The sequence below is a fragment of the Aminobacter sp. AP02 genome, assembly GCF_003148805.1.
GTDB lineage: Bacteria > Pseudomonadota > Alphaproteobacteria > Rhizobiales > Rhizobiaceae > Aminobacter.
Window position 1 is genome coordinate 316,735 of sequence record NZ_QGGX01000002.1, and the last position, 14,263, is coordinate 330,997.

At 61.7% G+C, this 14,263-nt stretch carries 15 protein-coding genes and 1 tRNA gene; 12 read left to right on the top strand and 4 right to left on the bottom strand.

Annotated features, from left to right (window positions below; all coding sequences use genetic code 11):
• Window positions 1–151 precede the first annotated feature (151 nt).
• The 3 genes from C8K44_RS03435 (at window position 152) to C8K44_RS03445 (ending at window position 3,473) form a co-directional block, all read left to right on the top strand.
• Window positions 152–1,480: an HlyD family type I secretion periplasmic adaptor subunit gene (locus C8K44_RS03435; RefSeq protein ID WP_245417346.1), complete on the top strand. Its 1,329-nt coding sequence runs from the start codon at window positions 152–154 to the stop codon at window positions 1,478–1,480.
• Window positions 1,481–1,486: 6 nt separating this feature from the next.
• Complete coding sequence (locus tag C8K44_RS03440) at window positions 1,487–2,533, top strand: hypothetical protein (RefSeq protein WP_109574342.1); 1,047 nt, start codon at window positions 1,487–1,489, stop codon at window positions 2,531–2,533.
• 172 nt (window positions 2,534–2,705) lie between these two features.
• Entirely contained in the window at window positions 2,706–3,473 is a 768-nt protein-coding gene (locus C8K44_RS03445; protein ID WP_109574343.1) for a response regulator transcription factor, read from the top strand.
• Window positions 3,474–3,618: 145 nt separating this feature from the next.
• Here C8K44_RS03445 and C8K44_RS03450 read toward each other — a convergent pair whose 3' ends face one another.
• A complete protein-coding gene (locus tag C8K44_RS03450; protein ID WP_158282703.1) occupies window positions 3,619–5,310 on the bottom strand; it encodes an amidohydrolase in 1,692 nt (563 codons plus the stop codon).
• A 228-nt stretch (window positions 5,311–5,538) separates the two neighbouring features.
• Window positions 5,539–5,628, bottom strand: a tRNA-Ser gene (locus C8K44_RS03455).
• A gap of 639 nt (window positions 5,629–6,267) precedes the next feature.
• Here C8K44_RS03455 and rplU point away from each other — a divergent pair.
• The 3 genes from rplU (at window position 6,268) to C8K44_RS03470 (ending at window position 7,703) form a co-directional block, all read left to right on the top strand.
• Window positions 6,268–6,699 (top strand): 50S ribosomal protein L21, encoded by a 432-nt coding sequence (gene rplU / locus C8K44_RS03460; RefSeq protein WP_109574345.1) that lies wholly within the window; start codon window positions 6,268–6,270, stop codon window positions 6,697–6,699.
• Window positions 6,700–6,724: 25 nt separating this feature from the next.
• A complete protein-coding gene (gene rpmA, locus C8K44_RS03465) occupies window positions 6,725–6,994 on the top strand; it encodes a 50S ribosomal protein L27 (protein ID WP_055974797.1) in 270 nt (89 codons plus the stop codon).
• A gap of 121 nt (window positions 6,995–7,115) precedes the next feature.
• The gene (locus C8K44_RS03470; RefSeq protein WP_199226998.1) at window positions 7,116–7,703 is read left to right on the top strand and encodes a GNAT family protein; all 588 of its coding nucleotides are present in this window, start codon (window positions 7,116–7,118) and stop codon (window positions 7,701–7,703) included.
• A 6-nt stretch (window positions 7,704–7,709) separates the two neighbouring features.
• Here C8K44_RS03470 and C8K44_RS03475 read toward each other — a convergent pair whose 3' ends face one another.
• Window positions 7,710–8,567, bottom strand: coding sequence for an endonuclease/exonuclease/phosphatase family protein (locus tag C8K44_RS03475; protein WP_109574347.1), 858 nt, complete (start codon window positions 8,565–8,567; stop codon window positions 7,710–7,712).
• A 116-nt stretch (window positions 8,568–8,683) separates the two neighbouring features.
• Here C8K44_RS03475 and obgE point away from each other — a divergent pair, with 116 nt between their 5' ends.
• From obgE to C8K44_RS03505, 6 genes are read left to right on the top strand one after another with little or no spacing between them, the layout of a single operon-like run.
• The gene (gene obgE, locus C8K44_RS03480; RefSeq protein ID WP_109574348.1) at window positions 8,684–9,721 is read left to right on the top strand and encodes a GTPase ObgE; all 1,038 of its coding nucleotides are present in this window, start codon (window positions 8,684–8,686) and stop codon (window positions 9,719–9,721) included.
• Between the two features lie 15 nt (window positions 9,722–9,736).
• The gene (gene proB, locus C8K44_RS03485) at window positions 9,737–10,879 is read left to right on the top strand and encodes a glutamate 5-kinase (protein ID WP_109574450.1); all 1,143 of its coding nucleotides are present in this window, start codon (window positions 9,737–9,739) and stop codon (window positions 10,877–10,879) included.
• A gap of 3 nt (window positions 10,880–10,882) precedes the next feature.
• Entirely contained in the window at window positions 10,883–12,169 is a 1,287-nt protein-coding gene (locus C8K44_RS03490) for a glutamate-5-semialdehyde dehydrogenase (RefSeq protein WP_109574349.1), read from the top strand.
• Window positions 12,170–12,204: 35 nt separating this feature from the next.
• Window positions 12,205–12,456: a CopG family ribbon-helix-helix protein gene (locus C8K44_RS03495; protein ID WP_109574350.1), complete on the top strand. Its 252-nt coding sequence runs from the start codon at window positions 12,205–12,207 to the stop codon at window positions 12,454–12,456.
• On the top strand, window positions 12,453–12,752 hold the full coding sequence (locus tag C8K44_RS03500) for a type II toxin-antitoxin system RelE/ParE family toxin (RefSeq protein WP_199226999.1): 300 nt from the start codon (window positions 12,453–12,455) through the stop codon (window positions 12,750–12,752). The genes C8K44_RS03495 and C8K44_RS03500 overlap by 4 nt, the downstream gene beginning before the upstream one ends.
• 32 nt (window positions 12,753–12,784) lie before the next feature.
• Complete coding sequence (locus tag C8K44_RS03505) at window positions 12,785–13,378, top strand: nicotinate-nucleotide adenylyltransferase (protein WP_109574452.1); 594 nt, start codon at window positions 12,785–12,787, stop codon at window positions 13,376–13,378.
• On the opposite strand, the gene C8K44_RS03510 is transcribed toward C8K44_RS03505, so the two are convergent.
• On the bottom strand, window positions 13,375–14,205 hold the full coding sequence (locus C8K44_RS03510) for an AraC family transcriptional regulator (protein ID WP_109574351.1): 831 nt from the start codon (window positions 14,203–14,205) through the stop codon (window positions 13,375–13,377). The two genes, C8K44_RS03505 and C8K44_RS03510, sit on opposite strands and share 4 nt — an antisense overlap.
• Window positions 14,206–14,263 lie beyond the last annotated feature (58 nt).

Consider the following 14,263-nt stretch of genomic DNA (forward strand, 5'->3'; position numbering starts at 1 on the left):
GTGGACATGGGATGGGCTCACTGTCTTGGCCACGGAGTCTGCATCGTCAGTGGCCTCTAAAACGACAGCAAATTTCAATTGGCTTGCCAACACACATCCCTTCGCAAGGTTTCGACAAGAACGCCTCATCGACGCCTCGAACAGGGCCGGCATGTCCGACCTTGCAATGGCGCCGATGCTGTCTGCTACGCCGTTTCATCGGCTACGTTACCTCGCCGCGAGCGCGTTTTCGATTGTCGGGGTGTTTGTCGTTGGCTTCGGTGTCTGGTCGATCTATGCGCCGCTCGAAAGTGCCGCGATTGCCGGGGGAGCCATCGAGGCGGAGTCGAGCCGCAAGACCATCCAGCATCTCGAGGGAGGGATTGTCGGGCGCATCATGGTGCAGGACGGCGATGTGGTGGCTGCCGGCCAACCCCTCATCGGCCTTGATGACACCAAGGCACGGGCGACCGTCCAGATGCTTCAAGGACAGTTGTGGGACGCGCAAGCCCTCGAGGCGCGCCTTGTCGCCGAGCGTGACAATCGCGAAACCATCCTGTTTCCAAAAGACATGATGTCGGCCGCTCAGCGCAATCCAGCGGTGGCGGGGATAATCGTCGCGCAAGACAAGATATTCGATACGCGGCGCAAGCTTCAGGCGTCTCGTATCGAAATCATCGAGCAGCGCAAGGCACAGACCGAGCAGGAAATCGCGGGCTTACGTTTTCAGGCAAAGGCGGCCGCGACGCGGGCTGCCATCGTCAAGGCAGAAATCGCGGAAGTTGCCCCACTCGTGGCCAAGCGCCTGCAGACGCGCGCGCGCCTGTTGCAGATTGAACGCGAGCAAGCCGAGATCGACGGACGGATTGGCGACACGATGTCCCAGATGTCCCGCGCGGGACAGGCTATTGGCGAGTCGCGGGCGATGATCCTCAAGCTCGAGAGCGACTATCAGACTGAGGTCGCGGAGGATCTTCGCGAGACCCAGTCCCAGATCCTTCAGCTCGCCGAGCGCTTTCAGGCCGCCAGTGACGTTCTCGCCCGGACGATCGTGCGCGCGCCCGAGGCCGGCACAATCACAGACTTGCGTATCCACACGACCGGGGGCGTGGTGGCGGCAGGCGAGCCGCTCCTTGATCTTGTCCCCAGTCAGGATCGCCTGATCGTTACGGCCCAGGTCAAGCCGGAGGATATCGACCTGGTTCATCCCGGTCTCAAGGCGCGCGTGCGCCTGCTTTCCTACAAGCATCGCCGCGTTCCTCCCGTTGAGGGGGTTCTCACCTATGTCTCAGCCGACCGTCTCATCGACACCGAGACGAAGCGGGCATTTTACACAGCGCGCATCCGCATCACCGAGGCATCGCTTCACGCGCTCCCCGAGGTGGAAATCATGGCGGGGATGCCGGTCGAGATATTGATCAACACCGGCACGTTCACCGTCGGCCACTATGCACTCCGTCCCGTTTTCGACAGCTTCAACCGAGCCTTCAGAGAGGACTGAGGCCAGATGGTTCCCTTCGACAGGGGCACACGTGATCTGTTGCCGCTCTTCGACGCGGGGCCGCGGGAAATCATCGGGGCAGTTTCGGAGGCCGGTGGTGGCCCTGCCCATGCCGACAAGTTCCCATCTTCGTCAGCTACCTCAAACGTGCATCGGCCTGCCGATCCACCGGCTGCCACGAATGACGGCGGTGGAGCGCATGGCACAATGCCGGTCAAGGGATCGTCATTGCCGGCCGCTGCGTCCCATGGCCTGGATGCGTCCGGCAAAGAAGCCGGGGGCCTTCACCTCATCACGATTTCCTTGCCTCGCGATTTGCACCCGCCAAAACTTGCCGGCCCTCTCCACTCGGAACCTGGCCGCATTGACGCCCATCACGAAGCAACGCAGGGCGACAAGCCCGCACCGGGCACCGATGTAGATGATGCTGCAAACCCCGAACTGGGCGAGCAAGGCAGCGCGTCGGAGGACGGTCACAGCATTCGCGTGACGCAGTTTGCTGAAGTCGACCAGGACGCCAGTATTATCGTCGAAGGTTATGTCGGCGAGGTCGTCGCGCGGCTGCACATTGACCAGGACCTGATGATGGATCAGGACGTGGACATTTCCTTCACCATCGATGGTGAAGGGCGCTTCGCGATCCTGGTGGATCAAGACATGCGGATCGACCAGGACACCCAGATCGACGTCGATTTCCATGACGACAAGGGGGTGCTCTACGTCGATGTGTTCCTGCATGATTCCATCACAGTGGAACAGGAAACCGCCGTCGACATGCTGATCAGCGATGGAGGTGCCGGTGGCACCGTCGACGTGCAACAAGACATCGAGCTTGATCAGGACGTCAACATTGACATCGACATCGAGGACGAACTGGAGGAGCGCTATGTCATCACGCTGGACGTTGAAGTCGTTCAGGACGTTGACGCAGCCCAAGACGCTGACGTGGATATCACCGACCGAAATGGCGAGATCGAGATGGACGTGGATGCCATCCAGACCGCATCGGTCGATCAGGAGATCATTGTACGAGCCGATTTCGCCCTGGCTTAGGCTGCTCTGGGAATAATCTGGCAGAAGTTATTGATATCTATACCATCGTGAGCCGGCTACTTCCCGGGCATTTGTATAAAATATGACCATTTTAACCATATCCTCAATCGCGGGTAGATTAGTGTCGACTAATTTGATTATATGTTAGCGGGCGGCAATAACGGGGAAGCGATTGACTATCTCGTTTTCGGCCGAACAGAACGGCTTCGCTCACGAAAGCCCCTCCATAGTCGTCGTCGACTGCCATCTCCTGTCGCGAAGTTGTCTCGCCAGGATATTTCGTAGCGAGTTCCACGAATTCGCTGTCGTCGAGGTCGAGACCGTGCACCGCTATGACACCAGCATGGCCGGCAGGCAGGTCTCGCTCGTCAGTCTCAACATACAGGGCTGCGCGATGACGGACATGCGTGTGATCGAGTGTCTCGCACACCTTCGTCAGATGCTTCCTGATGCTCCTACGGTGCTTCTCACGCAACTCGATGAATCAACAATCTCTGATGCCACGATCTCCGAAGTAACCCGATATGGCGTCCGAGGCTATATTACCGCTTCCGCCTCCATCGAGATCGCTCTTGCTGCGGTTCGGCTGGTCATGGCGGGGGGCGTCTACTTTCCACGGTCAGTGCCGACGGATTGCGCGAACGCGGCACCCGCGCAGGTCGAAAACATCTTCGCCTTGCAGCCGCTACCTGCCCTGAACGGCATGGCTACGGATCTTCCCGCCAGCACCGGCCGTACCGACGTCGCATTCACCGAACGAGAGCGTCAAGTGCTGGCGACCTTGTTGCGGGGCCTTTCGAACAAGGTCATAGCGAGCGAGTTGAATCTGTCGCAGAACACCGTCAAATCACACGTATCGCATATCATGCGAAAGCTGCATGCGACCAACCGAACCGAGGCAGTCGTTCTTTCTCAATACAACGGCCCAGCCACGGCGTAGGGAAATAGACCACGTCGGAGTGGCACTCTCATTGCGTTCCACCCGGGTTGCAGCCGTCGCGCGGACGGGCTGAAACGCTTCATGCCGTGGCGCGGCATCGCTATTCGACGTCTATTTAGTTTTCGACGCACATCGGCACGCGTCCTTACTCGTCGAACATCTTGTCGGGATCGTAGACCGGCTGACCCTGCAGCAACGTTGCCACGACTTTCGCCTTGCCGACTTGTTTGATCGGAATTGCCGTGATGTCGCGGTCAATCACCACGATATCGGCGAATTTGCCGACCTCGATCGAGCCGGTGGTCTTCTCCTGGTGCAGCAGCCGAGCCGGGTTGATCGTCATCCACTCGATGGCAGTGGCGACGTCCGGCGCACCGTCGGCCTTGCGCGAAACGGCCGCCTGGATCTTGACCAGCGGCGACAACTCGTCAGCGTCGAAATCGCTGCTCATCACCACCTCCGCGCCCATCGCCGCAAGCGTGCCGGCAGGCATCATGTGATCGGCCCGGTCGCCGATGAACTGGCGGATGAACTTGTTGTATTCGGGATCGAGCGAACTCGGGGCGAGCTGGAAATCGGCGACCGCGCCCAACTCCTTGAACCGGGGATAGTCCGCCTTGTCGAGCAGATAGAGATGGGTCAGGCGATGCGGTCCCGGCTTGGGGTCGGACCGTACGATGGCGTCGAGCGCGAGGCGCGCGCCGCGATCAGCCGTGACGTGATAGTGCAACTGGAAGCCCGCCTTCGACAGCTCCCTGGAGTAGCGGTCCAGCGTGTCGACATCGAAGTACAGGAAGCCGCTGTCGTAGCCATGGTCGATGCCGGCGCCCTTGAGGTAGGGGCGCAGTACCGCGCCGGTGCGTTGTTCGAGAATGCCGTCGACATAGATCTTTGCCTGGTTGAAGCGCAGCAGGCTGGTCGGGTCGTTCGAGTACAGTTTCTTCAGCGATGCCATCTGCTCGTCGAACGGCAGGTCCGGGTAGACATAGAGCGCGTTCGACGCGCGCACCGCCAGCGTGTCGTTGGCCAGGGCCTTCTGCCAGGCCTTGATGTGCCCCTGAGGCCAGAACCCGCCGGCGTCGCTGACCGAGGTGATGCCGTTCTCGGCGACCGTCTCCAGCGTCGGCAAGAGGCTCTCATAACCGAATTCGACATTGTCAGGCGTGTCGGGAAAGGCGAGGTTGCTCAGCTTCTGCTGCGCGTTCTCCAGCACCACGCCGTTGGGCTTGCCGGTCTTGGCATCGCGCAAGATGATGCCGCCGGGCGGATCTTCGGCCAAGGGGTCATAGCCTGCTGCACGCATCGCCACGGAATTCGCCCAGGCGCCGTGCCCGATGTCGTCGAGGATGAGCACCGGCCTGTCAGGCGAGATCTTGTCCAGAAGCGCAATCGGGTTGTCGCTCTGGTCGAGCAGATTGGTCATGCTGACGCCGGAGCCCAGCACCCATTCGGTCTTGCTGGTCTTCATGCAATCCTTGACCGTGGCAAGGGTGTCGTCGAGCTTGTCGAACGGTTCGAACTCGCAGAGGATCTCGTTCACGCCGGCTTCGACCAGGTGCATGTGGGCATCCTGGAATCCGGGTAGGACCATCATGCCCTTGAGGTCGACGACATCGGCGTCTTCTCCGGCGGCAGCCAGCGCCTCTTTTTCCGAACCCACGGCCAGGATCACGCCGTCATCTTCGATGGCAACCGCCTCTGCCTGTGGCGAACTCCGGTTGACGGTGTGAACCTTGGCGTTGGTGAGAACCATGGGCTTTGCCCAGGCTGCCGATGTCGTGGCCACGCCACCGGCAAGAACAGCTGCCAGCAAAGTCTTGGCGCCGTTGAATCTCATCTGTCGTTCTCCAATGGGCGCTCCAAAGTAGGCGTCGTCGGATACACCGTCCATTGCCCAGCGAGCGAAGACCCATTTTCGGGATATGGGAACCTCCGTCCGGCAATCGCTATCGCTGCAGTCGACGATACTTTCACGGCCGAAGCGCCCCTTTTCGGGGTCCGGGTCCGGTGATCAGCTTGGGAGATCAGACGCTGGCACGCAAATTGGGGAGGCGCAGAGAACCGATGGCGGAGAGGGAGGGATTCGAACCCCCGATGGGCTTGCACCCATGCCGCATTTCGAGTGCGGTGCATTCGACCACTCTGCCACCTCTCCGCGGTCGTGATCGGCCGTTGCCGGCGCGGCGCACTAGATAACGGCTCATCGCCCATCGCACAAGGCCAAATGTTGCCGAGATCAGCTATCTTTTCTGTCGAGGCGGAATTAGGCGCAAGACGCTGCGTCAGCTGTGTTGCCGCCATGCCCTTTTCGCTCCCTTTTGGCTCGAATGCTTCGGACCTTTCAGGTGCGGAGTGCCCACAAGACGTTTCCTTTCAGAACCTTCCGGTACCCCATCTGAGCGTTGCCTCATGCGGGTGGACCCAAGCCTTGGTCAACGGGCTGCGGTCGACGGAGGCGGCGGGCCCCGCGCCGCCACACGGGCGGTCCTGGGGTATGATAAGGCTTAGTGGAGTGAGGCCGCGTTTGCGCGATTGTCGGTTCTGGCACAGCCGTGTATCCGAGGGTTGCCCTCCATGACCTGATGGCAGGAGGGACGGCCGGCGGCCCCCGCGAAACGTCGGTTTGCCGGCGTGTTCGCCTTGACTTCATGGCAACCTTCGGTTACGGGACCCCCTGCATTCGGCGTGGAGGGTTCTCTGCGCCGTTTGTCATGAACCCGTAACGACTGACAAAAAGACGGCCCGAACCGCCCAGGTGGTTCAACAAGGCCGACCGAACAGCGAAAGGCATAAAATGTTCGCAGTCATCAAAACGGGCGGCAAGCAGTATCGTGTTGCCGCCAATGATGTGATCAAGGTTGAGAGGCTCGTCGGCGCCGCCGGCGACACCGTGGAATTCATTGAAGTGCTCGCCGTTGGCGAAGGCGACAATGCAGAAATCGGCGCGCCCTTCGTGGCCGGTGCCGTGGTGACGGCGGAAGTGGTCGAGCACGGCCGCAACAAGACCGTCATCGCCTTCAAGAAGCGTCGCCGCCAGAACTCGCGTCGCGCCCGCGGTCACCGCCAGCACCACACCACTGTCCGGATCTCCGAGATCCTGACCGGCGGTGCCAAGCCTTCGAAGAAGGTGGCAGTGAAGGCCGAAGCCGCAGCTGACGTTGCTGCAGAAAAGCCCGCGAAGAAGGCAGCGCCGAAAAAGGCTGCAGCCGTCGCGGAATCAGAGTAATCAGAGCGACTGAAGGAGAACATCCATGGCACATAAGAAAGCTGGCGGTTCGTCGCGCAACGGTCGCGATTCAGAGTCGAAGCGCCTTGGCGTCAAGAAGTTCGGTAGCGAATCCGTGATTCCGGGCAACATTATCGTTCGTCAACGCGGCACCACCTGGCATCCCGGCGTCAATGTCGGCATGGGCAAGGATCATACGCTTTTTGCGCTCGAAGCAGGCGCCGTGACCTTCAATAAAAAAGCCAATGGCCGAACCTACGTATCGGTGAACCCGATTCTCAAGGCCGCGGAGTAGCCGGTTCCGCACTACAACACCGGCGCCCCATCTCGGGAACCGGTGTCTGGCCAAGCCAGGAAAAGGATCAGGGGAGATGGGTTTCCATCTCCCCTTTTTCATTTCCTGGAGGATTTTTGACATGGTTGCCGAGAAGGAAGACAGCGAAGACGAAAGGCTGTCCGTCGATTGCCCGATATTGCTGACCGAGCGGCTGGTCCTGCGCCCGCCGCATGAAGACGACATCCCCGAACTGGTTGAGCTTGCCGACAACCGTCACATCGCCGAGATGCTGGCGCGCATGCCTCACCCCTATGGCGAAGCCGAAGCGCGGGCCTTCCTTTCGATGGCGCGCGCCCAGCGCGGCGGCGTGGTCTATGCGATCACCATTGCAGACACCGGTGCCTTCGTTGGGTCGGCCGGGCTCAATGTCACCGACCGCGGGCTCGAACTGGGCTACTGGATCGGCGAACCCTACTGGAAGTCGGGTTATGCCACCGAGGCCGCGCATGCGCTCGTCGATCTCGCCTTCCGGGCAACCGACACCAACGTTCTCAACGTCTCGTGCCGGGTGATCAACCCGGCGTCGCGGCGGGTGATCCACAAGTGCGGCTTCCAGTATGCCGGCCAGGGCATGCTGAATTCGATCGTCGCCGGCCAGGTGCCGGTCGAGCGCTACAGGCTCGACCGCAAGACCTGGGCGAGCCTCAGGTCGTGGGCACGCAGCTAAGGTTGCTCAGGCCAGTTCAAGCCACACCGGCTGGTGGTCCGAGCCGTTCGCCTCGCTATCGATGCGAACGGATTTGACCTTGGCGGCAAGGCTGGCCTGGACGAAGGCGTAGTCGATGTGGCGGCCCTTTTCCGGATGGGTCGTGTCGGTCCAGGTGACCGACCCGTCCGGGATGCCGCCGGCGAGCGCATAGGCGTCAACAGGGTTGTGGGCGACGATCTGGGGGCCTTCGAGAGGGTCGGGCGCGCCGGTCATCGTGAGATGCTCGGGCGAGCCGGGGATCATGTTGAAGTCGCCCAAAAGCACGAATTCTTCGGGGCAGGGGAGCTCGGGGAATCCGTACTCGGCAGCGCCTGTGATGGCGCCGCCTTCCATCGGATAGGCGTAGACCCGCTCCTTGAGGAAGCGGATCTGCGCCATTCTCTCTTCGAGATTGACGTGGTCGAGATGCACCGAATAGACGCGCAGAGGACCGGACGGCGCCAAGACGAGCGCTTCGAGCGCGGCGCGCTGCAGATTGCCTCGATTGAGCCGTCGGGTGCGCGGCAAAAGCATGCAGCGCGACGACACGATCGGCCAGCGCGACAATATCATGTTGCCGAACTGCAGGCGCTTGTTGGCCGGCTTGCCATCTTCGAGCAGGCCGAAATCGATGTCCATGGCGACTCCGTAGACATGGAAATAGTCGGGCAGCAACTGTGCAAGCCCCGCGACCATGTCCGCCATGTTGTTGCGCATGAAATTGCGGGTGACTTCCTGCAAGGCGATGATGTCGGCACCATCAACGCTGGCAGCGATACGCTCAAGGTCGTAGCGGCCGTCGCGCCCGATGCCATACTGGGTGTTGTAGGTGACCAGCTTCACTGTCGAAAATCTCCGTCATTCCAGGCGGTATTCAATCCGCACTCGCCCTTCGCTGCGCCTTGCGCTATGGCAGGTTCGCTGAAACAAACAAATAACAGCAAGAGACGAACAGTCCGATGAAATTTCTCGATCAAGCCAAGGTATACATCCGCTCCGGCAACGGTGGCGCGGGCGCGGTGTCGTTCCGGCGCGAAAAGTTCATCGAGTTCGGCGGGCCTGACGGTGGCGATGGCGGTCGCGGCGGCGATGTCTGGCTGGAGGTCGTCGACGGGCTCAATACGCTGATCGACTACCGCTACCAGCAGCATTTCAAGGCGCAGACCGGCGTGCACGGCATGGGCCGCAACATGACCGGCGCCAAGGGCTCCGACATCGTGCTGAAGGTTCCTGTCGGCACCCAGGTCTATGAAGAAGACAACGAGACGCTGATCTGCGACCTGACCCAGGTCGGCCAGCGCTATTTGCTGGCCAAGGGCGGCAATGGCGGCTTCGGCAACCAGCATTTCAAGACCTCGACCAACCAGGCGCCGCGCCGTGCCAATCCCGGCCTAGAGGGCCAGGAGATGTGGGTCTGGCTCCGGCTCAAGCTGATCGCGGACGCAGGTCTCGTCGGCCTTCCCAATGCCGGCAAGTCGACCTTCCTTGCCTCGGTAACGGCGGCCAAGCCAAAGATCGCCGACTATCCCTTCACCACCCTGCATCCGGGCCTGGGTGTCGCACGCATTGATGCGCGCGAATTCGTCATCGCCGATATTCCCGGCCTGATCGAGGGCGCGCATGAAGGTGTCGGTATCGGCGATCGTTTCCTCGGTCATGTCGAGCGTACCCGCGTGCTCCTGCACCTCGTCTCGGCGCAGGAAGAGAACCCCGGCAAGGCCTACAAGGTCGTGCGCGGTGAGCTCGAGGCCTATGGCCACGGTCTGGCTGACAAGATCGAGATCGTGGCACTTTCCCAGGTCGACACACTCGACCCGGATACGCGCAAGAAAAAGGCGGCCTCGCTGAAGCGCGCTGCCGGACGCGCGCCGATCATGCTTTCGGCGGTGACCCGCGAGGGCGTCGAGGAGACGCTGCGCGCGCTGATGAGCGTGGTCGAGGAAGCACGGCAGGCGAGCGGCGAAGTGGCGCCCTCCGAAGCGCGCTGGATGAAGTAGGCTGCCGCCATGACGATCCCTTCGCTGAAGAACTACAAGCGGATTACCGTCAAGATCGGATCGGCGCTGCTGGTCGACCGTTCCGCAGGGTTGAAGCGTGAATGGCTCGCTTCCATGGCCGACGACATTGCGGCGTTGGCGGAGGGGGGCGCCGACGTGCTGGTCGTCTCGTCAGGGGCGATTGCGCTTGGCCGTACCATCCTTGGTCTCGGCAAGCGCGCTCTGAAGCTGGAAGAAAGCCAGGCTGCGGCTGCCGTCGGGCAGATCGCGCTATCAGGCGCATGGGCGGAAGAACTTGGCCGCAAGGGGCTGAAGTCGGGCCAGATCCTGGTCACACTCGGCGATACCGAGGAACGCCGCCGCTACCTCAATGCGCGTGCAACGATCTCGACGCTGCTCAAGATGAACGCGGTACCGGTCATCAACGAGAACGACACGGTGGCGACGAGCGAAATCCGCTATGGCGACAATGACCGCCTGGCGGCACGTGTCGCAACGATGATGGGCTCGGACCTTCTGGTGCTGTTGTCCGACATCGACGGGCTCTACACGGCGCCGCCGGCGCGAGACCCGGACGCAAAATTCATCCCTGTCGTTGACCGTATCACACCCGACATCGAGGCAATGGCCGGGGCCGCCGCTTCCGAGTTGTCGCGTGGCGGCATGCGCACCAAGCTCGACGCCGGCAAGATCGCGACTGCCGCGGGTACCGCGATGATCATCACCGCCGGCACCAGGCTGTCGCCCCTGATGGCGATCGAGCGCGGCGAGCGCGCCACCTATTTCCGCCCGAGTGGCAATCCCGTGAAGGGCTACAAGACCTGGATCGCCGGCCAGCTCGAACCTGCGGGCCGACTGACCGTCGACGCCGGTGCCGTGGGCGCGCTGCTTTCTGGCAAGTCGCTGCTGCCGGCCGGCGTGAAGCTGGTCAGCGGCAATTTCTCCCGCGGCGACACGGTGGCGATCCTGTCGCCGGAGGGGCGCGAGATCGCACGCGGACTGGTTGCCTATGACGCAGCGGATGCCGTAAGGATCGCTGGGCTGAAAACGGCTGAAATCGAGACCGTTCTCGGTTACGAGGCGCGATCGGCAATGATCCATCGCGACGACCTCGTGGTCAGCCACACGGACAAGGTTGCGGTGCAAGCGGAAGGGTAAGACATGCTGAAGGCGCATGAGAAGTCCCATGAGGATACGGCGCAGTTGATGGCCGAGATCGGCCGCAAGGCTCGTGCCGCCGCCCGCCCACTCGCCATCGCATCTGCCGAACGCAAGCATGCCGCCCTGATCGGCATGGCCGAAGCTATCTTGCGCCGAGAGCATGAAATCCTCGACGCCAACGCCATTGACGTTTCCAACGGCGAGGAAGCGGGCCTGAGCGGCTCCTTCATGGACCGGCTCAAGCTTACGCCAGCACGCATCCGCGACATGGCCGAGGGTATCCGCGCGATCGCCGATCTGCGCGACCCGGTTAGCGAGGTCATCGCCGAATGGGATAGGCCCAACGGTCTGCATATCGAACGCGTGCGTACGCCGCTCGGCGTCGTCGGCGTGATCTACGAGAGCCGGCCCAATGTGACGGCGGACGCGGGTGCCTTGTGCCTCAAGGCCGGTAATCCGGTGATCCTGCGCGGTGGTTCGGACTCGCTCAATTCGTCGCTGGCGATCCATGCCTGCCTGGTCGAAGGCCTGAAATCCGCCAATCTACCCGAGGACGCGATCCAGCTCGTACCGGTGGCCGATCGCGCCGCCGTCGGCGAGATGCTGAAGGGCCTGTCGGGCAATCTCGATGTCATCATTCCGCGCGGTGGCCGGAGCCTGGTCGAGCGTGTGCAAAACGATGCGCGGGTTCCTGTCTTCGCCCATCTCGAAGGCATCTGCCATCTCTACATCGACAAGTCGGCCAAGCTCGACATGGCGGTGACGATTGCCGTGAACGCCAAGATGCGCCGCACTGGCATTTGCGGTGCAGCCGAGACGTTGCTGGTTGATCGCGCTGTTGCCTCGACCCATCTGGTGCCGGTGCTCGAAGCCCTGCGCAAGGCGGGCTGCGAAATCCATGCCGACGAAGACGTGCTCGTGGCGTTCGCAGACGCCAAGCCGGCTACCCACGCCGACTGGGTGACCGAATATCTCGACGCCATCATTTCGGTGAAGCTGGTCGAAGGCGTTGCCGGTGCCATCGAGCATATCGAGACGTTTTCCTCGCACCACACCGAAGCGATCGTCGCCGAGGACGCCAAGGCCGTCGAGCGCTTCTTCAACGAGATCGACTCGGCGATCCTGCTGCACAACGCCTCTACGCAATTCGCCGATGGCGGCGAGTTCGGCATGGGCGCCGAGATCGGCATCGCCACGGGTAAGATGCATGCGCGGGGACCTGTCGGCGTCGAGCAACTGACTTCTTTCAAATACCGCGTGCGCGGGTCCGGGCAGTTGCGCAGCTAGCTTGCCGCAGCGTTCGATTGTGCTACATTGTGCACATGAGCACACAATCCGAGACTGTGACCGTTCGTCTCGATAGCGAGACGAAATCGAGGCTTGAAGAATTGGCGCAGCACACGCGCCGTACCAAATCGTTTCTCGCCGCCGAGGCCATTGCCGACTATGTCGAGCGCGAATTGGCGATCATATCTGGCATTCAGCACGGGCTCGACGATGTGAAAGCCGGGCGGACAGTCCCGCATGAGGTGGCACGAAAGCGGATCATGAATACGCTTGCACGCAAGCAATGATACGCAGCATCGAATGGTCGGAGGACGCCCTCGCTGATTTCGAGTCAGCCATCGCCTATGTAAGTCGTAAAAACCTAGCTGCAGCTGCCAGGATTGCCGACCGCGTTCTTTCGACCATCGACAATCTAGCGGACCTTCCGACCGGCCATCAAGGCCGAATGGCTGGAACCTACGAGAAACTCGCTCAGAAAACGCCTTACATCGTCGCCTATTCGATGACGGACCTGACCATTTACATCCTGCGTATCATTCACGGCAGCAGGGATTGGCCGGAAGATCAATGGCCGACGGAATGAGTTCTTCCAATGTGTCGACGCCTTACCTCCGCATGCCACATGCGATGAAGGGCATGCAGGTCGGGCTGTTTGGTGGGTCGTTCAACCCGCCGCATGCTGGCCATGGCCTTGTTGCGGAAATCGCCATGCGCCGCCTGCAGCTCGACCAGTTGTGGTGGATGGTCACTCCGGGCAACCCGCTCAAGAGCACGCGCGAGCTTGCGCCGTTGGCAAAGCGCATCGAGCTGTCGGAGGCCATAGCCGAAAATCCTCGCATCAAGGTGACCGCCTTTGAGGCAACGCACAACGTGCGCTATACGGCGGATACCCTGGCCTTGATCAAGGCGCGCAATCCGGGCGTCGATTTCGTCTGGATCATGGGGGCCGACAATCTGCGCGACTTCCACCGATGGCAGCGCTGGCGCCAGATCGTCATGACCTTCCCGATCGCGGTCATCGACCGCCCGGGGGCGACGCTGTCGTTCCTGTCGTCGGTGGTCGCCAAGACCTTCGACTATGCGCGCGTCGATGAGGGCGATGCGCCGCGGCTGGCGCGGATGAAGGCCCCGGCCTGGACCTTCATCCATGGGCCGCGCTCGCTGCTGTCATCGACGGCTTTGCGAAACGGTTCGGCCAAGCAGGACTAGCTCTTGATCGGCAGCCAGAGCTCGTAGCCCCCATTGCCGGTCACCGGGTCGAAGCTTTCCGGGTAGAGCTCGAAATGTGGAGCGTCGGCAGCCTCATGGCCCGAACTCGGAAACCACTTGCTCCACACAGTGTTGGTGATGCGTCTTATCGCTGAAATGTGCTCGGTGGTGGCGAACACGACGTAGCGCTGTGGCGGGATGCGCAGGCGGCTGAATTCCGATGTCAGGCCGGAGAAGTCGGTGACCTCGACACCGGCGATGTATTCGAAGGTGTCATCGTCGAAATTGCAGCAGACGCCGTAGCCGACCATGCCTTTCTGGCCGGGCACGCTGCCGAAATGCGGACCGAAGCGCTGCCATAGCGACGGGATAGCCATGCTGGTCTCGCAGGTGTAGCGCTCGCCAAAGCCGGCGATGAGCAGGGGGCCGCCGTCGACAAAACGCGACGGGACAAGGTTTTCGACAAAGGTTTCGTCCATTTTGAGGTGCTCCACGCATTCGGGTTGGGGAACAGCACCCTTCGCACGCACCGCCTCGGGCGTGAGCCCGAAGCGGTCGCGAAAGGCCCTGGTGAACGCCTCATGCGAGCCGTAGCCGGCGTCGAGCGCGACCGCCAGAATGTCGGGCGCGCCTTTGGCCAGCGTGAACGCCGCGTCGGTAAGGCGGCGGGCTCTGATGTAACCCATGAGCGAATGGCCGGTGGCGGCACCGAAAGCGCGGGACATGTGGAAACGAGAGACACCGCCAATGGCGGCAATCTCGTCCAACCCGATGTCCCTGGAATAGTGGCTTTCGATGAACCAGATGGCTTTTTGAACGGGGGTCATTGGTCTTTCCTGCATGAGAACGCCGCTGGTATGCCCCTTGCCGGCGCGTCCCGTTTGA